Annotated in this window: 16 protein-coding genes; 7 read left to right on the top strand and 9 right to left on the bottom strand. The window is 64.4% G+C overall.

The features are described from left to right. Positions 1-9: 9 nt before the first annotated feature. Positions 10-633 carry a C40 family peptidase gene (locus ATY02_RS34495; RefSeq protein ID WP_068576661.1) on the bottom strand — a complete coding sequence of 208 codons (624 nt, stop codon included), beginning with the start codon at positions 631-633 and terminating at the stop codon, positions 10-12. A 250-nt stretch (positions 634-883) separates the two neighbouring features. On the opposite strand from ATY02_RS34495, the gene ATY02_RS34490 reads away from it, so the two are divergent. Continuing rightward, on the top strand, positions 884-1,303 hold the full coding sequence (locus tag ATY02_RS34490; RefSeq protein WP_068576663.1) for an NINE protein: 420 nt from the start codon (positions 884-886) through the stop codon (positions 1,301-1,303). 69 nt (positions 1,304-1,372) lie between these two features. On the opposite strand, the gene ATY02_RS34485 is transcribed toward ATY02_RS34490, so the two are convergent. The 7 genes from ATY02_RS34485 to gshB all read right to left on the bottom strand — a co-directional run bounded on the left by ATY02_RS34485 (position 1,373) and on the right by gshB (position 7,609). Beyond that, positions 1,373-2,644 carry a dihydroorotase gene (locus ATY02_RS34485; RefSeq protein ID WP_068576665.1) on the bottom strand — a complete coding sequence of 424 codons (1,272 nt, stop codon included), beginning with the start codon at positions 2,642-2,644 and terminating at the stop codon, positions 1,373-1,375. Further along, positions 2,641-3,645, bottom strand: a complete 1,005-nt coding sequence (locus ATY02_RS34480; RefSeq protein ID WP_022641617.1) for an aspartate carbamoyltransferase catalytic subunit — start codon at positions 3,643-3,645, stop codon at positions 2,641-2,643. Before ATY02_RS34480 ends, ATY02_RS34485 begins: the two co-directional genes overlap by 4 nt. Positions 3,646-3,672: 27 nt before the next feature. Beyond that, the gene (pyrR, locus tag ATY02_RS34475) at positions 3,673-4,179 is read right to left on the bottom strand and encodes a bifunctional pyr operon transcriptional regulator/uracil phosphoribosyltransferase PyrR (protein WP_068576667.1); all 507 of its coding nucleotides are present in this window, start codon (positions 4,177-4,179) and stop codon (positions 3,673-3,675) included. A 260-nt stretch (positions 4,180-4,439) separates the two neighbouring features. Next, entirely contained in the window at positions 4,440-4,877 is a 438-nt protein-coding gene (gene ruvX, locus ATY02_RS34470; RefSeq protein ID WP_068576668.1) for a Holliday junction resolvase RuvX, read from the bottom strand. Further along, on the bottom strand, positions 4,877-5,446 hold the full coding sequence (locus ATY02_RS34465) for a YqgE/AlgH family protein (RefSeq protein WP_068576670.1): 570 nt from the start codon (positions 5,444-5,446) through the stop codon (positions 4,877-4,879). Before ATY02_RS34465 ends, ruvX begins: the two co-directional genes overlap by 1 nt. 162 nt (positions 5,447-5,608) lie before the next feature. Further along, the gene (locus ATY02_RS34460) at positions 5,609-6,508 is read right to left on the bottom strand and encodes an energy transducer TonB (RefSeq protein WP_068576672.1); all 900 of its coding nucleotides are present in this window, start codon (positions 6,506-6,508) and stop codon (positions 5,609-5,611) included. A gap of 129 nt (positions 6,509-6,637) precedes the next feature. Further along, positions 6,638-7,609 carry a glutathione synthase gene (gene gshB, locus ATY02_RS34455; RefSeq protein ID WP_068576674.1) on the bottom strand — a complete coding sequence of 324 codons (972 nt, stop codon included), beginning with the start codon at positions 7,607-7,609 and terminating at the stop codon, positions 6,638-6,640. 238 nt (positions 7,610-7,847) lie between these two features. Between gshB and pilG the strand changes: the two genes are divergently transcribed. The 6 genes from pilG to ATY02_RS34425 all read left to right on the top strand — a co-directional run bounded on the left by pilG (position 7,848) and on the right by ATY02_RS34425 (position 17,799). Further along, entirely contained in the window at positions 7,848-8,252 is a 405-nt protein-coding gene (gene pilG, locus ATY02_RS34450) for a twitching motility response regulator PilG (RefSeq protein WP_068576676.1), read from the top strand. 57 nt (positions 8,253-8,309) lie between these two features. After that, positions 8,310-8,675, top strand: a complete 366-nt coding sequence (pilH, locus tag ATY02_RS34445) for a twitching motility response regulator PilH (RefSeq protein ID WP_068576792.1) — start codon at positions 8,310-8,312, stop codon at positions 8,673-8,675. A 10-nt stretch (positions 8,676-8,685) separates the two neighbouring features. Next, the gene (locus tag ATY02_RS34440) at positions 8,686-9,225 is read left to right on the top strand and encodes a chemotaxis protein CheW (RefSeq protein WP_068576678.1); all 540 of its coding nucleotides are present in this window, start codon (positions 8,686-8,688) and stop codon (positions 9,223-9,225) included. Between the two features lie 130 nt (positions 9,226-9,355). Then, positions 9,356-11,419, top strand: coding sequence for a methyl-accepting chemotaxis protein (locus ATY02_RS34435; protein ID WP_068576679.1), 2,064 nt, complete (start codon positions 9,356-9,358; stop codon positions 11,417-11,419). A gap of 28 nt (positions 11,420-11,447) precedes the next feature. Continuing rightward, complete coding sequence (locus tag ATY02_RS34430; protein ID WP_068576681.1) at positions 11,448-17,348, top strand: Hpt domain-containing protein; 5,901 nt, start codon at positions 11,448-11,450, stop codon at positions 17,346-17,348. Then, a complete protein-coding gene (locus tag ATY02_RS34425) occupies positions 17,341-17,799 on the top strand; it encodes a chemotaxis protein CheW (RefSeq protein ID WP_068576682.1) in 459 nt (152 codons plus the stop codon). Before ATY02_RS34430 ends, ATY02_RS34425 begins: the two co-directional genes overlap by 8 nt. 3 nt (positions 17,800-17,802) lie before the next feature. Here the strand turns inward: ATY02_RS34425 and ATY02_RS34420 are convergent, their stop codons facing one another. Continuing rightward, positions 17,803-18,363 (bottom strand): NADAR family protein, encoded by a 561-nt coding sequence (locus tag ATY02_RS34420; RefSeq protein WP_068576685.1) that lies wholly within the window; start codon positions 18,361-18,363, stop codon positions 17,803-17,805. Between the last annotated feature and the right edge of the window lie 140 nt (positions 18,364-18,503).

The following is an 18,503-nucleotide window of genomic DNA, read 5'->3' as shown; positions in this document are numbered from 1 at the left end:
GAAGCGCAATCAGCGCTGGACGACCCGCAGGGCCTTCTGTTCCTTGGGCAGGACCCGCTTGGCGACCACGTAGTGATTGTCCCAGTAGGGCTTCTTCAGGGTATCGATGGTCACCGCCTTGCCGCGTCGTGGGGCATGGATGAAACGATCGTTGCCCAGGTAGATGGCGACATGGTTGACCTTGCGGCTCTTGATGTTGAAGAACAGCAGGTCGCCGGGCTTGAGGTCCTTGCGCTCGACCTTTTGCCCGTGGCCGCTGGCCATGGCATTGGAAGTGCGTGGCAAGTCTACGGCGGCGACGTCATTGAAGGCATACTTCACCAGGCCGCTGCAGTCAAAACCCTTGCTTGGGCTGCTGCCGCCCCAGCGATAAGGCGTGCCGAGGGCATTGACGGCGCGGCTGAGTACGTTGCTGCTCTGCTTGGTACCCATTTGGGGCACCAGCTTGCTGTCGACCTTGGCCAGTTGGGTGGAATGTCGGCTGGTGGTCTTGTGCTTGGCCGAGACCGTCGAAACATGGGATTTCGGGGTATAGCCGTTGATGTTGGGAAGTCGTTGCTCACGGTTGGTGGCGTGGGCGGCCAGTGGCATTAATAGGCAAATGGTTAGCCATGTCTTGAAAAATGGACGCATTAGGCAAGGCTCTTATTGGTTAGCGCGCAACTTTATAACAGCTTTCAGGTCATTTCCGAGGCCGTTTGTCGATTCAACCTTGGGGTCAACTTCGGCAAAGAGGCGGCAACTTGACGCAGAAAACCGTCAGAAGTCAGGCAATACAAGGCTTTGACGGACGACAAGGTAGCATCGGTCGCATGTCGAGCGCCTGTAAAAAAGTCACAAAATTTTTGAGAATTTTTATCTATCACCCGCCAAGAGGTATCCAATGAACACCTATCAACAGGGCATGCCTGCCCATGACACCCACAGCAAGGTGATCGGCTACCTGCTATGGATCTTCGGTTTTACCGGGGCCCACCGCTTCTATTACGGCAAGCCTGTGACCGGGACGATCTGGTTCTTCACGTTCGGCTTGCTGGGTATTGGCTGGCTGATCGACCTGTTCCTGATCCCGTCCATGGACCGTGAAGCAGACCAGCGCTTTACCTCGGGCCCGCTGGAATACAGCGTGGCCTGGATACTCCTGACCTTCCTCGGAGTGTTCGGCGTGCACCGCATGTACCAGGGCAAATGGTTGAGCGGGGTGCTCTACCTGTTCACCGGTGGCCTGTTCTTCATTGGGGTGCTGTATGACTTCTGGACCCTGAACGACCAGGTATCCCTGGAGAACGCCAAGCGCCTTTGATCCCTTCATCGGCGCACGGGTAATGACGATCCTTGTAGCCGCCGCCTGTGGCAGCGGCTACAGGGTCAATCAGCCCTGGTGGCTGATATGGCCATCCACCAGGGTGTAGCGTACTGCGCCCGGCAGGCTATGGCCGAGGAACGGGCAGTTCTCGCCACGGGACAGCCAACGCTCGCCAGCCACGGTTGAGCTGGCCGGGTCGAACAGCACCAGGTCCGCCGCGCCACCCACCACCAGCTTGCCGGCTGGCAGGCGCAGGGCTTCGGCCGGGCCGGCGCTCAGGCGCGCCATCAGGGTCGGCAGGTCCAGCAGGCCGTCTTGTACCAGGGTCAGGGCCAGCGGCAGCAACAGTTCGACGCTGCTGATCCCCGGCTCGGTGGCGCCGAACGGGGCCAGTTTGGCATCGCGCTCATGGGGCTGGTGATGGCTGGCGATGGCTTGTACCACGCCGGACTTCACCGCTGCGCGCAGGGCCTCACGGTCGGCGTGTGAACGCAGGGGCGGCTGTACGTGATACAGGCTGGAGAAGTCGATCAGCGCCTCATCGGTCAGGATCAGCTGATACAGGGCGACATCGGCAGTGACCGGCAAGCCCCGGGCCTGGGCCTGGGCGATCAGTTCCACGCCGCGGGCGCTGGTCAGCTGGCTGAAGTGCGCACGCACCCCGCTTTGTTCCACCAGCAGCAGGTCACGGGCCAGGGCCACGGTCTCGGCACTTTCGGGAATTCCCGGCAGGCCGAGGAAGCTGGCGGTGGCGCCTTCATGGGCCAGGCCGCCTTCGGCCAGGTCGCGGTCCTGGGAATGGAAGATCACCGTCAGGTCGAACGTGGCGGCGTATTCCAGGGCGCGGCATAGGGTCCGGGTGCTGCGAAAACCCTCCAGGCCATTGCCGAAGGCCACGCAACCGGCGTCGCGCAGGGCGATCAGTTCGGCCAGTTGTTCGCCATCCAGGCCCTTGCTCAGGGCGCCGATCGGGAACACCTTGCTGTTACCGGCTTCCCGGGCACGGTCGAGGATCAACTCGGCTACTGCCGAGGTGTCCAGCACCGGCTTGGTGCGTGGCGGGCAGCACAGGCTGGTGACGCCACCTGCGGCGGCGGCACGGGTTTCACTGGCGATCGTACCCTTGCGGCTGTAGCCCGGCTCGCGCAGGGCGACGTTCAGGTCCACCAGGCCAGGCGCGGCCACCAGGCCCTTGCCGTCGATCACGGTGACGGCGTTGAAACCTTTCGGGGCGGCGCCGATGGCGGCGATCTTGCCGGCTTCAAGGTGCAGATCGGTAACTTGATCCAGGCCGCTGCTTGGATCGATGACGCGGGCGCCGAGAATGCTGAGCTTCACTGGGCGTTCTCCTGCTCGAATTGTCGCTGGGCGGTCTGCCCGCTCATGGCCATGGACAGTACGGCCATGCGCACTGCAATGCCGTAGGTCACCTGATTGAGGATTACCGAGTGCGGACCATCGGCCACTGCCGATTCGATCTCCACGCCACGGTTGATCGGGCCCGGGTGCATGACGATGGCGTCGGGCTTGGCGCCGGCCAGGCGCGCGGTGGTCAGGCCGAACAGGCGGTAGAACTCGCCTTCGCTGGGCAGCAGGCCGCCCTGCATGCGCTCGCGCTGCAGGCGCAGCATGATCACCACATCCACGTCCTTCAGGCCTTCGGCCATGTCGGTGTAGACCTTCACCCCGTACTGCTCGATGCCGATGGGCAGCAAGGTCTTGGGCGCGATCACGCGGATATCCGGGCAACCCAGGGTCTTGAGCGCCAGCATGTTGGAGCGTGCGACCCGCGAGTGCAGGATGTCGCCGACGATGGCCACCGAGAGATTCTCGAAGCCGCCCTTGTGCCGGCGGATGGTCAGCATGTCGAGCATGCCCTGGGTCGGGTGGGCATGGCGGCCGTCGCCGCCGTTGATGATCGCCACCTGTGGGCAAACGTGCTCGGCGATGAAGTGCGCGGCGCCGGAATCGCCGTGGCGCACCACGAACATGTCGGCCGCCATGGCCTCGAGGTTGCGCAGGGTGTCCAGCAGGGTTTCACCCTTGCTCGCCGAAGAGGTCGAGACATTCAGGGTGATCACGTCCGCCGACAGCCGCTGGGCAGCCAGTTCGAAGGTGGTGCGGGTGCGGGTGGAGTTCTCGAAGAACACGTTGCATACGGTCTTGCCGCGCAGCAACGGGACTTTCTTCACCGCCCGGGCGCCGACTTCGAGGAAGGAGTCGGCGGTGTCGAGGATTTCCGTCAGCAGCTCGCGGTTCAGGCCGTCGAGGGAGAGGAAGTGGCGCAGCTGGCCCTGATCGTTGAGCTGCAGCGGGCGCTTGGCGTCTAGAGGCGTCATCGCAATGGACTCTTTAAAAGGGCAGGTTTAGAGGGCGAGGTCTTGGAGCTCGAGTTGAAGCGGCGCAGGACCGGACAATTTTACCCGCTCGTGGGCTGCCAGCGACAGGGTCGCGCCCACCACATTCGGCCGGATCGGCAGTTCGGCGGCGTTCAGGTCCAGCAGGCAGACCAGGGTCACGCTGGCCGGGCGGCCATAGTCGAACAGCTCGTTGAGGGCGGCGCGGATGGTCCGGCCGCTCATCAGCACGTCGTCGATCAGCACCAGGTGCTGGCCTTCGATCTCGAACGGCAGCTCGGACGGGCGGACTTGAGGATGCAGGCCGTTCTGGCTGAAGTCATCGCGGTAGAAGGAGACGTCCAGGGTGCCCAGGGGCGCGTCGCTGCCCAGGGATTCCAGCAGGGCCTGGGCCACCCACACACCGCCGGTACGGATACCGATGAAGCGAGGCTCGTTGATGGCGCGCTGGGCCAGGTGGGCTTTGAGATCGATGGCCATCTGGCTGATCAGGGCGGCGGGATTGGGCAGGCTCATGGTGGCTCCTTCGTGGGCTCGCGCCTTGTTGTCCGGTAGCGGGGCGCGGTGACTTGGAACCTGCCCGGGATCTGCGGCGCTTGGCTCGTGGGGCGTTGCAAATGGCTTCGAAATGCTCATTTAGGTGCCTAAACTCCGCTTTCTGCGCCATTCCTGACTCGCCCGAGCATCGCTCGCTGGATCGTTGGCAGGTTCTTGTGGCTGGTGTCGGGCCAGGAGGCGCGCAGCCGCAGGCCGCGCATCCTCAGGATTCGGGGTTACTAGGTATTCAGCAGGCTGGTGTTCTCGTCGAGCCAGCCCTGCAGCAGCAGGGCGGCGGCAATGGCATCCACCGGATTGTCGCGATAGCTGCCCTTCTGGCCGCCCCGGGCCAGGCGTTCGCCCTTGGCCTCGAAGGTGGTCAGGCGCTCATCGTGGGTATAGAAGGGCACGTTGAAGCGCCCGTTCAGGCGCCGGGCGAACTTCTCGGCGCGCTGGCACATCTCGCTGGGCGTGCCGTCCATGTTCAGGGGCAGGCCCACCACCACCGCATCGGGTTGCCATTCCTTGAACAGGGCTTCGACCTGGTTCCAGTCCGGAACACCGTTCTGCGCCCTCAAGGTACACAACTCGCGAGCCTGGCCGGTGATGGCCTGGCCCACGGCAACGCCGATCTGCCGGGTGCCGTAGTCGAAACCGAGAATCAGCTTCAGAGCCATCAGGCGTGGCCCGCCTGGCTGGTGAGCAGGCTCAGGTTGACTCCCAGGTGGCGAGCGGCTGCCTCAAGGCGCAGTTCGCTGCTGGTATTGAACAGGATGTCCGCGTCGAAGGGGCAGGTCAGCCAGGCGTTGTCGGCCAGTTCTGCTTCCAACTGCCCGGCTTCCCAGCCGGCATAGCCCAGGGCGATCAGGCTCTTGGCTGGCCCTGTGCCGTCGGCGATGGCGAACAGCACGTCCTGGGAGGTGGACAACGATACGCCTTCGAGTTCGACCGTGGCCTGGTAGGTGAGGCCGTTGGGGTGCAGGACGAAACCGCGATCGGTCTGTACCGGGCCGCCGCTGAAGACCGGCATATGCTGGCACAGCAGCGGCGCTTCTTCGTCGGGGCGCAGTTGTTCGAGGATATCGGCGAGGTTCAGGTCCTGGGGCCGGTTGATCACCAGGCCCATGGCGCCATTGGCGTTGTGCTCGACGATGTAGGTCACCGTCTGCGCAAAGTTCGGATCGACCATATGGGGCATGGCGATCAGGAAGTGATGCTTGAGGTAGCTGGGGCTGACATTTTTCATGAACGCTAGTGTGGCGGTGGCGAGCCCTGCTGACAAGCTGGCGATGTTGCCTTCGGGACGTCATCGCGCCAGGTTGTCGCTAGCGGGCTGGCGAGGTCGCCTATGGACCGGTCGGGGCGCTGGACATGCGCCTGCGGCGCGGCAAACGAGCAGGCCGTGCGATCAGTTGCTGGACAGTTTGTCGCCGCGGGCAAAGCGCCAGGTGCGGATGATTTCCAGGCGATCGATGTCCGACAAGTCGCCGGTAAAGGGGGCGAACGGCGCGGCCAGGCGCACGATGCGCTGGGCGGCCTGGTCCAGCAGCGGCTGGCCGGAGGATTCCAGTACCAGCACCTCGTACAGCGAGCCATCGCGGTTGATCGAGACCATCAGCCGCAAGTTGCCGTAGATCTGCTTGCGCCGGGCTTCCTCGGGGTAGTTGAGGTTGCCGATGCGCTCGACTTTCTTGCGCCATTCGTCCTTGTACCAGGCGCCCTTGTCACGCATCGTCGAGGCAGCGCTCAGGCGATGGATGCGTGGGCGTTTGGCGTACAGCTGCTGCTCGTTGGCCAGCTCGGCCTCCAGGCTGGAGATCTCGCTGGAGAGCTGCGAGCTGTCGAAGGTCGGGGTGGCGGCCTTGGGAGTAGGCTCTTTCTTGACCTCTTCGCGCTGGGTCACGGTCTTTTTCGGCTTGGGCGCGGTGGTGGCGACGGCTGCCTTGGGCGCGACCTCCCGGGGTTCGGGCTTGACCGAGGGCGGTGGCACGACCTTTTTGACCGAGTTGTCCTGGAATGGCGCGACTTCAGTGGTCTTGGGAATGGCTTTTTTGTCCAGGGTGCCACTGCCTTGCTGGTTGTCCTGGGCCAGGAAATCGGCCTTCTTCGGCTGAGTCTCGCTCTTGAAGGTCGCCAGGGTAATTTCCAGGGTCTTGCTGATCTGCTTGGGCTCGGCAAAGGAGAAGCCCAGGCCGAGGATCAGCGCCAGGTGCAGGAGTGCGGCGAGGAACAGGGTAAATCCCAGGCGATCGGCCGCGCGTACGCCACCGTGGGCCAGTTCGGGTGGCAGGTCGGACGGAAGGCTCATTGGCGTTTCGACATCACAGCAGGCATTGCACAACCAACATCACGGTTTCACAGGCGGCGCATGATAACGCAATGTTGGTTTCAAGCTGTAAGCCTCAAGCTTCAAGCGACAAGCTGTATGTGATGCAGGTCAAGCTTGCGGCTTGTTGCTTGCGGCTTGCAGCTTGCTTTCGATGGCATCCATCAGCATGGCGCCGATATGAGTGCCGAAGGCGTTGTCGATTTCGCGGATGCAGGTCGGGCTGGTGACGTTGATTTCCGTCAGGTGCTCGCCGATCACGTCGAGGCCGACGAACAGCAGGCCCTTGGCGCGCAGGGTAGGGCCGACCTGGGCGGCGATCCAGCGGTCCTTGTCGCTCAGCGGGCGGGCCTCGCCACGACCACCGGCGGCCAGGTTGCCGCGGGTCTCGCCGGCGGCGGGAATGCGTGCCAGGCAGTAGGGCACCGGTTCGCCATCGATCATCAGGATGCGCTTGTCGCCATCCTTGATCGCCGGCAGGTAGGCCTGGGCCATGATCTGCTGGCTGCCCAGCACGGTCAGGGTCTCCAGGATCACCGACAGGTTCGGGTCGCCCGCGCGATGGCGGAAGATCGAGGTGCCACCCATGCCGTCCAGGGGCTTGAGGATCACGTCGCCATGCTGGGCGGCGAACTCGCGCAGCACGTCGGCGCGGCGGCTGACCACCGTGGGTGGGGTGCACTGCGGGAACAGCGTGGCGAACAGCTTTTCATTGCAGTCGCGCAGGCTCTGGGGCTTGTTGACCACCAGCACGCCGGCACTTTCGGCCTGTTCCAGCAGGTAGGTGGAGTAGACGAACTCCATGTCGAAGGGCGGGTCCTTGCGCATCAGGATCACGTCCAGGTCGCTCAGCGGGCTATCGACTTCGTCTTCCAGCTCGAACCATTTCTGCGGATCGGCGAAGACCTGCAACGGGCGCATGCGGGCCCGGGCCACGCCGGCGCTCTGGTAGAGATCGCGCTGCTCCATATAGAAGAGGGTCCAGCCGCGTTCCTGGGCGGCCAGCAGCATGGCCAGCGAGCTGTCCTTTTTATAGGAGATGCTGGCGATAGGGTCCATGACAATCCCGACGCGAACGCTCATGGGGTGGATTCCTTCAAGAAAATTAGTGGGCGCAGGCAAAAAAAAGTGGCGTCAGAGTGGCGCTGACAGAGACCTGGGTCAAGGAAAAACCACTGCCCTGCATGGTCCATAGATTGCAGGGGGGAGAGTGTGCTAAAAAGGCTCGCATGCCGGGCCGGGGCCTTGAAGTTCAAGGGTTTGGAGCGTTGGCCCGCAGTACCGGATTAAATCGATTCGCTGGGGCGACGGTAGAGCAGATATGGAACAGCAATCCAACGCCTTGAAGGTCATGGTGATCGACGATTCGAAGACGATTCGTCGGACTGCCGAAATGCTGTTGAAGAACGTCGGTTGCGAAGTCATTACCGCAGTCGATGGGTTCGAGGCCCTGGCAAAGATCGTCGACCATCACCCCGGCATCATCTTCGTCGACATCATGATGCCGCGGCTCGACGGCTATCAGACCTGTGCGCTGGTCAAGAACAACAGCGCGTTCAAGTCCACTCCAGTGATCATGCTGTCCTCCAAGGACGGGCTGTTCGACAAGGCCAAGGGGCGTATCGTCGGTTCCGACCAGTTTCTGACCAAACCCTTCAGCAAGGAAGAACTGCTGAGCGCGATCAGGGCCCATGTCCCGGATTTCGTCGCGCAGGCGCCACAGTAGACAAGTACAGCGGTGCCCGGCCAATGGACCGGGCATCCATATCGTATGGGGAAGACCATGGCTCGTATCCTGATCGTCGACGACTCGCCGACCGAAATGTACAAACTTACCGGCATGCTGGAAAAGCACGGCCATGAAGTGCTCAAGGCCGAGAACGGTGCCGATGGCGTGGCCCTGGCCCGGGAAGAGAAGCCCGATGCGGTGCTGATGGACATCGTCATGCCCGGCCTCAATGGCTTCCAGGCCACCCGCCAGCTGACCAAGGACGCCGAGACCAGCCATATCCCGGTGATCATCATCACCACCAAGGACCAGGAAACCGACAAGGTCTGGGGAACTCGCCAAGGCGCCAGGGACTACCTGACCAAGCCGGTGGACGAAGAGACCCTGATCAAGACGCTGAACAACGTCCTGGCCGGCTGACCGCCCGGCCATGAGCGAATCCAGGACCGCCTTCGAACTGCTGCTGGAGATCGACCAGCGCTGCCGCCTGCTGGCTGCCGACCTGCCGTCCCAGGAAACCCGCCAGCACAGCTGGAGCGGCATCGGTTTTCGCCTGGGAGCGTATTGGTACGTCGCGGCCATGGGCGAGATCAGCGAAGTCCTGCACGAACCGCGCTATACCCTGCTGCCGGGGGTCAAGCCCTGGGTCAAGGGCGTGGCCAACCTGCGAGGGCGGTTACTGCCGATCATGGACCTGTGTGCGTTCTTCGGGCATGAACTGTCGCCCCTGCGCAAGCAGCGCCGCGTGCTGGTGCTGGAGTACAAGGAACTGTTCGCCGGCTTGCTGGTGGATGAAGTGGCGGGTCTGCAGCACTTTTCCCAGGACACCCTGGAGCCGGGTCCTACCGACTTTGCCGATGCCGCGATCAACCCCTACCTGCAGGGGCAGTTTCGCGGCGAACGGATCTGGCAGGTCTTCAGCCCCTTCGCCCTGGCCCGCTCGCCGGGGTTTCTGGAGGTGGCGGCGTGAACGGCGCCCAGCGCCCGGTGCTGGCCGCTGGTTGCACCTGGCAAGGCTGCTTTTTCCTGGATAAACCCATGCCGCCCCGGCGCCCCGGACGGCTGAATGCGGGATTGCCCGCGCGCCACAGGCCTGATCGATGACCAAAGCCAAACCCGGCAAGCCCCTGGAGGGCTCTCGCAGCCGCTCGCAGATCATCGTGCTGTTCATTGCACTGATCGTGTTCATCATGCTGCTGTTCGCCAACTTCGCCTACCTCAACACCCAGGCTACCTACGACAAGCAGTACATCGGTCACGCCGGCGAACTGCGGGTGCTGTCCCAGCGCATTGCCAAGAACGCCACCGAGGCGGCGGCGGGCAAGGCCGCGGCGTTCAAGTTGCTGGCCGATTCGCGCAATGATTTCGCCCAGCGCTGGGGCTACCTGAAGAAGGGCGACCCGGCCACCGGCCTGCCTGGAGCCCCGGTAACGCTGCGCCAGGAAATGCGCGCGGTGCAGCTGGACTGGGAAAAACTGCTGAAGAATGCCGACGCGATCCTCGCCAGCGAGCAGACGGTGCTGTCGTTGCACCAGGTGGCCGCGACCCTGGCCGAGACCGTGCCGCAATTGCAGGTGGAATACGAAAAGGTCGTGGAGATCCTGCTGCAGCGCGGCGCCCCCGCCAGCCAGGTGGCCATGGCCCAGCGCCAGTCGTTGCTGGCCGAGCGGATCCTCGGCGCGGTCAATACCGTGCTGGCTGGCGATGAAAATGCCGTGCAGGCGGCCGACGCCTTTGGCCGTGACGCCGCGCGCTTCGGCCAGGTGCTCAACGGCATGCTGCAGGGCAATCCGGGGTTGAAGATCAGCCAGGTCGAGGACCCCGATGCCCGTGCGCGTCTGGCGGAGATTTCCGAGCTGTTCGAGTTCGTCTCAGGCTCGGTGGATGAGATCCTCGAGACATCCCCCGAACTGTTCCAGGTGCGCGAATCGGCGAGCAACATCTTCAGCCTGTCCCAGACCCTGCTGGACGAAGCCTCGTTGCTGGCCATCGGTTTCGAAAACCTGGCCGGCAGCCGTCACCTGGACACCATCGGCGGTTATGTCCTGGGCCTGCTGGCCCTGGCCTCGATCATCCTCATCGGCCTGGTGATGGTGCGCGAGACCAATCGCCAGCTGCGCGAGACGGCGGAGAAGAACGAGCGCAACCAGAACGCGATCATGCGCCTGCTGGACGAGATCGAAGACCTGGCGGACGGTGACCTGACAGTGACCGCCTCGGTGACCGAGGACTTCACCGGGACCATCGCCGACTCCATCAACTACTCGGTCGACCAGCTGCGCGATCTGGTGGCCACCATCAACCTCACCGCCGGCCAGGTGGCGGGCGCGGTACAGGAAACCCAGACCACCGCCATGCAACTGGCCGAGGCCTCGGAGCACCAGGCGCAGCAGATTTCCGAAGCCTCCACGGCGATCAACGACATGGCCCAGTCCATCGACCAGGTATCGGCCAACGCCGCGGAATCCTCGGCGGTGGCCGAGCGTTCGGTGGAGATCGCCAACAAGGGCAACGAGGTGGTGCACAACACCATCCATGGCATGGACAACATCCGCGAGCAGATCCAGGACACCGCCAAGCGAATCAAGCGCCTGGGCGAGTCTTCCCAGGAAATCGGCGATATCGTCAGCCTGATCGACGACATTGCCGACCAGACCAACATCCTGGCCTTGAACGCGGCCATCCAGGCCTCCATGGCGGGCGACGCCGGTCGCGGTTTTGCCGTGGTCGCCGATGAAGTACAACGGCTGGCGGAACGCTCCTCGGCCGCTACCCGGCAGATCGAGACCCTGGTGCGGGCGATCCAGACCGACACCAACGAAGCGGTGATCTCCATGGAGCAGACCACTACCGAGGTGGTGCGTGGGGCACGCCTGGCGCAGGATGCCGGGGTCGCCCTGGAAGAGATCGAAGGGGTATCCAAGACCCTGGCGGCGCTGATCCAGAGCATTTCCAACGCCGCCCAGCAGCAGACGTCTTCGGCCGGGCAGATTTCCCTGACCATGAACGTGATCCAGCAGATCACCTCGCAGACTTCCTCCGGCTCCACGGCCACCGCCGAGAGCATCGGCAACCTGGCGAAGATGGCCAGCCAGCTGCGACGCTCGGTGTCCGGGTTCACCTTGCCGGCGACCCGGGCGCCTGCCACCAATGACAACCGCTGACTGAAACAAGGCTTTGACTGGAGTGGTTATGGTTGATCGGCATGACTATGTGGCCCTGGAATGGGTCAAGGGCGAAATTGCCGAAACCTTGCGCCAGGCCTATCAGGCGCTGGAGCACCTGGCGGATGAGCCCCAGGCCCTGGAGGCGCTGGACCACTGCCTGGAAGGCATTCATCAGGTCCATGGCAGCTTGCAGATGGTGGAGTTCTACGGCGCGGCCTTGCTGGCCGAAGAGATGGAACAACTCGCCATGGCCCTGCAGCAGGATCGCGTAGCCCATCGCGACGAGGCCCTGCGCCTGCTACGCCAGGCCATCGGCCAACTGCCGCAATACCTGGACCGGGTGCAGAGCGCGCGCCGCGACCTGCCGCTGGTGGTGCTGCCACTGCTCAACGACCTGCGCAGCGCCCGCGGTGAAAGCCTGCTTTCGGAAACCAGCCTGTTCAGCCCCCAGCTCCCCAGCTTGCCGCCTCTTGCCGACAAGGCCCTGGCCGCCCTCGAGCCGCTGGAATTCCCGACTCAATTGCGCAAGCTGCGGCACATGTTGCAGACCGCCTTGGTGGATCTGCTGCGCGAGCAGGACGATGAAGCCAGCCTCGGCCATATGGCCAAGGTCTTCGAGCGCCTGGAAGCCTTGTGCCAGGATGCACCGCTGGCGCCCTTGTGGCATGTCGCTTCTGCCTTGGTGGAAGGCATGCGCCAGGACGCGATCGCCAACAGCCCGGCGGTACGCAGCCTGCTCAAGGACGCCGACAAGGAACTCAAGCGCCTGCAGGAACAGGGCATGCGGGGGATCAACCAGGCGGCTCCCGCCGAGTTGCTCAAGAGCCTGCTGTTCTATATCGCCAAGGCGCGCCATCCCACCCCACTGATGCTGACCATGAAAGAACGTTACGGACTGGATGACGCATTGCCCGACAGTGCAGTGGTCGATGAAGAGCGCGCGCGCCTGGCCGGCCCCGACCGCGATGCCTTGCGTTCGGTGCTGACGGCGGTGTGCGATGGGTTGGTGCGGGTCAAGGAACGCCTGGACCTGTTCGTGCGCAGTGACCGCCAGCACGCCAGCGACCTGGATGGCCTGCTGGCGCCCCTGCGGCAGATCGCCGACACCCTGGCAGTACTGGGCTTTGGCCAGCCACGCAAGGTGATCATCGATCAGTTGGCCGTGGTCCAGAGCCTGGCCCAGGGCCAGCGCGCACCGGATGATGCGGTATTGATGGATGTGGCCGGCGCCTTGCTGTACGTCGAGGCGACCCTGGCCGGCATGGCCGGTACCGTGGAGCCGGAGAATCGCGAGGAAAGCCGCCTGCCCACCACCGACCTGACCCAGATCCACCAATTGGTGATCAAGGAGGCGCGGATCTGCCTGCAGCAGGCCAAGGACCTGATCGCCGAATCCATCGAGGCCGACTGGGAACATGAACCGCTGCTGGCGTTGCCGGAGTTGCTGACCCAGGTGCGTGGCGCCCTGGCGATGATCCCGCTGGCCCGGGCGGCGAACCTGCTGGAGGCCTGCAATCGGTACATCGGCGAGCGATTGCTGCTGGCGTCTTCCCGGCCGGGCTGGCAGCAGCTGGATCATCTGGCGGATGTGATCACCAGCCTGGAGTACTACCTGGAACGCCTGAGCGAAGACCCACAGGCGCCCGGGGAAAAGATTCTCGACGTTGCCCAGCAGGGGCTGGCTGCGCTGGGTTATGCGGTGGTGGAGCCAATACCGCCGCTGGAACGTCACCCCCTCCCGGAAAATGCCCAGGCCCAGACTGGAGCGGATGCGCCCCAGGCAACGGGGGCCCTGGCCGAGGCCCTGGCCACGCCGGTCTCGGTTCTCAACCCGCCCGCGTTGATCACTCCTGGCAGCCTGCTGCCGCCCCCGGAGGGCGAGGAACCGGTGGACGACGAGTTGCGCGAGGTCTTTCTCGAAGAAACCGAGGAAGTGCTGCAGATGCTTCGCGAATATCTGCCGCGTTGGGCCGCGGACCCCGAGGGCAAATCTGCGCTGAGTGAGTTGCGTCGTGCGTTTCACACGCTCAAGGGCAGCGGCCGCATGGTGCGTGCCCTGGTGCTGGGGGAGCTGGCCTGGGCCGTGGAAAACCTGCTCAACCGGGTGCTGGAGCGCAGTGTGGCGCCCAGTGTCGAAGTGCGCCAACTGCTGGGCGATACCCTGCAACTGCTGCCGGAGCTGATTGCTGAGTACGCCGCCCAGGCCCAGCGCCAGCGCGACGATGTCGATCGCCTGGCCGCGCGGGCCCACGCCCTGGCCAATGGCGTCACGGTAGCGGCCGTCGCCACACCGCGTAGCGAGGTCCTGGACCCGCAGTTGCTGGAGATCTTCCGGACCGAGGCCCAGACCCACCTGGACAGCATCAACCACTTTCTCGACCAGGCGGCCGAGCATGTGCCATTGCAAGCCAGCGATGCCTTGCAACGGGCCTTGCATACGCTCAAGGGCAGCGCCTCGATGGCAGGAGTGCTGCCCATCGCGGAGTTGGCCGGGCCTCTCGATCAGCTGGCGCGGGAGTACCGGGCACACTTGATTCCCCTGGACCTGGACGAAGTCGAACTGCTGCTGGAAGCCGAAGGCCTGCTGCGCAAGGGCTTGCGGCAGCTGGACAGCACGCCCCTGGCGCCGATCGACGGCGCGCGCGCGTTGGCCGGGCGAGCCCTGGCCCTACTGGGCGAGCGCCTGGAGGCCTTGCTCGATGCCCCGGACAGTGCGCCTCGGGCCAAGCGTGATCCGCAACTGATCAACAACTTCCTGGCCCAGGGCATGGACATCCTCCTGGATGCCGAGAGCCTGCTGTTGCGTTGGCAGCAGCATCCCGGCGAGCGCCAGGAACTCAGCGACCTGCTGGATGAGCTGACCACCCTGGGCGAAGGTGCGCATTTGGCGGACCTGCATCCGATGGACGCGCTGTGCGAGGCCCTGCTCGACTTGTATGGCGCAGTGGAGGAAAGCAGCCTGGCGGTCAGCGAGCGGTTCTTCCATGAAGCCCAGGCGGCCCACGACGCCTTGATCAACATGCTCGACGAACTCGCCGCGGGCCAGGAAGTCAGCCCGCGGCCGGAGCGAATCCAGGCCTTGCGCGAGCTGCTGGACGAAGGCCTCGATCCATCCGTCGCCGGCCTGATCAGGAGCGATGGCAGCCGGACCTTGAGCATCAGCGAGTTGAGCGCGGCGACGGCGAGCCTTGAGCGACAGCTGCCACCGCAGGCAGACGATGAGCTGGTGGAGATCTTCCTCGAGGAAGCGGTGGATATCCTCGACAGCGCCGGCCAGGCCCTGCAACGCTGGTTATCGGACCCCGAGAACGCTGCACCGCTGTCATCCCTGCAGCGGGACATGCACACCCTCAAGGGCGGAGCGCGGATGGCCGAGGTGGCGTCGGTGGCGGAACTGGCCCAGGAGCTGGAGTCGCTGTATGAGGGCCTGGTGGACCGGCGCTATAGCTACGGCCAGCACCTGGGACTGCTGTTGCGCAGCAGTCATGAGCAACTGGCGCTGCTGCTCCAGCAAATCCAGGGGCAGCGCCCACTGGATGACTCCCGGGCCCAGGTCGAGGCGGTACGGGCCTACCGGCAACAGACCTCCAGCCCTGTGGACGTTGTCCCCGGCGCCGAGCCTGACGATCCTGCGACCCAGGACCCGGAACTGCTGGAGATTTTCCTGGAGGAAGGTTTCGACATCATCGACAGCTCCGCTGCCGCCTTGAGTCGCTGGCAGGCCGATCCTCAGGCCCGCCAGGAAGTGGAGACCCTGCTACGTGACCTGCACACCCTCAAGGGCGGGGCGCGGATGGTGGAAATCGCCGCCATCGGCGATCTGGCCCATGAGCTGGAGTTTCTCTTCGAGGGCCTGTCTGCCGGCCTGCTGCAGCCCAGCCCGGCGCTGTTCACCCTGTTGCAGAAAAGCCACGACCGCCTGGCCCAGATGCTCGATGCCGCCCGGGCCGGGCAAGCCATCGAACCGGCGCAGAAGCTCATCGATGCCATCCACGACCTGAGCCATCCCCGAGTCTCGGGCGCCCCGGTGGCGGATCTACCGTTGCTTTCCGGCAAGCCCGAGCCTGCACCGCAAGTGGAAGTCGCGGTCGGGGCGGACATGGTCAAGGTTTCGGCGGAGCTGCTGGACGACCTGGTGAACCTGGCCGGGGAAACCTCGATCTTCCGAGGCCGCATCGAGCAGCAGGTCAACGATGCACGGATCGCCTTGAGCGAGATGGAAACCACCATCGAGCGTATTCGCGACCAGTTGCGTCGCCTGGACACCGAGACCCAGGGGCGGATTCTCAGCCGCCAGCAGGTGGAGGCCGAACGCCTGGGCTACGAAGAGTTCGACCCCTTGGAAATGGACCGCCACTCGCAGTTGCAGCAGTTGTCGCGGGCCCTGTTCGAATCGGCCTCCGACCTGCTGGACCTGAAGGACACCCTCGATCGGCGCAACCATGACGCCGAGAACCTGCTGCAGCAACAGGGGCGGATCAATACCGAATTGCAGGAAGGCCTGATGCGCACGCGCATGGTGCCCTTCGAGCGCATGGTGCCGAGGTTGCGCCGCATTGTTCGCCAGGTGGCCGAAGAGTTGGGCAAGGATGTGGCGTTCGTGGTTGGCAATGCCGAAGGTGAGATGGACCGCAACGTCCTGGAGCGCATGGTCGCGCCCCTGGAGCACATGTTGCGCAATGCCGTCGACCATGGCCTGGAGTCTGCCGAGGCCCGTCGAGCCGCGGGCAAGCCGGAGCAGGGGCGAATTACCCTGGACCTGTCCCGCGAGGGCGGTGACATCATCTTCGACATGCGCGATGACGGTGCCGGGGTGCCCTTGGAGGCGGTGCGCAAGAAGGCCATCAAGCGCGGCCTGCTGGACCCGCAGGCGCAGCTCAGCGATCGCGAAGTGTTGCAGTTCATCATGCAGCCGGGCTTCTCCACTGCCGAAAAGATCACCCAGATCTCCGGGCGCGGAGTGGGCATGGATGTGGTGCATGAGGAGGTACGCCAGCTGGGCGGGAGCATGAGCATCGACTCGGTAGCCGGGCTGGGCGTGCACTTTCGCATCCGCCTGCCCTTCACCGTTTCGGTCAACCGGGCGCTGATGGTGCAGTGCGCCGACGAACAGTATGCAATCCCGCTCAATACCGTGGAGGGCATTGTCCGGGTGCTGCCGGGAGAGCTGGACGCCTACTATCAACTCGACCCGCCACGCTACGAATACGCCGGCCAGTGCTATGACCTGTGCTACCTCGGGGAGCTGCTGCACACCGTGCCGCGACCCAAGTTGCTGGGCCAGGTCGTCGCGCTGCCGGTGCTGCTGGTGCACTGCAACGAACAGCGGATCGCGGTGCAGGTGGACGCCACCTTCGGCACCCGGGAAATCGTGGTCAAGAGCCTGGGGCCGCAGTTCGCCGCGGTCCAGGGGTTGTCGGGGGCGACGATCCTCGGCGATGGCCGGGTGGTGTTGATCCTCGACCTGCTGGCGCATATTCGTGCCCTGCAGGCCTTGGCACCGCTGCCCCGGGCTGCCGGGGAAGAAGCATCCGTCGAGGTGCAGCCGGTACGGCCGATGCTGGTGCTGGTGGTGGACGACTCGGTCACCGTGCGCAAAGTCACCAGCCGTTTGCTGGAGCGCCATGGCATGAACGTGCTCACCGCCAAGGATGGAGTCGATGCCATGGCCTTGCTGGCCGAGCACACCCCGGACCTGATGCTGCTGGATATCGAGATGCCGCGCATGGACGGTTTCGAGGTGGCGATCCAGGTGCGCAACGATCCGCGCCTGCACAGCCTGCCGATCATCATGATCACCTCGCGTACCGGCCAGAAGCACCGCGACCGAGCCATGGCCATCGGCGTCAACGACTACCTCGGCAAGCCTTATCAAGAGTCGGTACTGCTGGAAAGCATCGCCCTGTGGAGCAAGAACCATGCTTGACCACCGCGCCAGCAGCCTGACCGGACTGCTGCTGCCCCTGGCCGATCGCACCCTGATCCTGCCCAATGTCGCGGTGGCCGAGCTGATCGACTACCAGCAGGGGCGCTTCGACCTCGACTCGCCGCCCTGGTACCTGGGGCGGGTGCAATGGCGCGACCGGCAGATTGCGCTGGTCAGCTTCGAATCAGCCTGTGGCAACCCCACGGTGATCGGCGAGCGGGCGCGGATCGTCGTGCTCAACGCCCTGGGCGGGCGCCCGGAGCTGAAGTTCATCGCCTTGCTGGTGCAAGGCATTCCGCGCTCCTGCAAGCTCGACAGCCAGCTGAGCTATGTCGATGTGCCCCTGGCGCCCCTGGAGATGGCCGCGGTACAGGTTGTCGAGCAGGTGGCCCGGGTGCCCGACCTGCTGGCCCTGGAGGAGTTGCTGGTCGGTGCCGGGCTAGCTTTCTAGGCTTCACGCCTCGTGCAGGCGATCGCGCACTTCCATCAGGGCGTAGCCCAGCAGGTTGAGCCCGCGCCAGCGATCCGGGCGAGTAGCCATGGCATCGTCAGCGGCCAGGCCGATACCCCAGATGCGGTCCACCGGGCTGGCTTCCACGAGGATCTTCTTGCGGGTGCATTGCAGGAAATGGCCCAGCTCCGGGTTCTGGCCGAACTTGGCCAGGTTGCCCTGGACCACGATATCGAAGCGGGCCGCCTGCCAGCGGGCATCATCGAAGCCACGAACTTCACGGCCCAGGCGCTTGGCATAGGCGGCTGGGCCGGCCTTGAGAATGCGTGCGTGGGTCTCGTGATCGTCGAACAGCAGCGCCTTGCCAGCCATCATGAAGTGTTCGGCGGTGGGGTAGTGGATGCCCTCGACCTCGAAGCCGGCGGCGAACCACTGGCTGAAGCAGCTCGAGGAAACGCGCCCGTCGCGGGGCGGCTGGTGGCCCCAGAACATCAGGTAGTCGGGCTTGCGGCCGCGTTGTAGTTGCTCCAGCAAATCCCGGTTGGAGCGAATCGGTGTGTCCATGCGAAGTCTCATCATTACGTGTGCAGGCCATTCATTGGCCAATCCGGCGCGCATTGTGTATCGGGCGCGAAGGGGATGCCATTGCCCGCTGGTATGAAGATTGTTAAGCCCCAGGAAGGACGCTGCAGGATCATTACGCT

This window comes from Pseudomonas sp. BIOMIG1BAC (assembly GCF_001705995.2).
Lineage (GTDB): Bacteria > Pseudomonadota > Gammaproteobacteria > Pseudomonadales > Pseudomonadaceae > Aquipseudomonas > Aquipseudomonas sessilinigenes.
The sequence above is the reverse complement of the archived record's forward strand: the minus strand, read 5'-3'. Positions and strand labels throughout refer to the sequence as shown.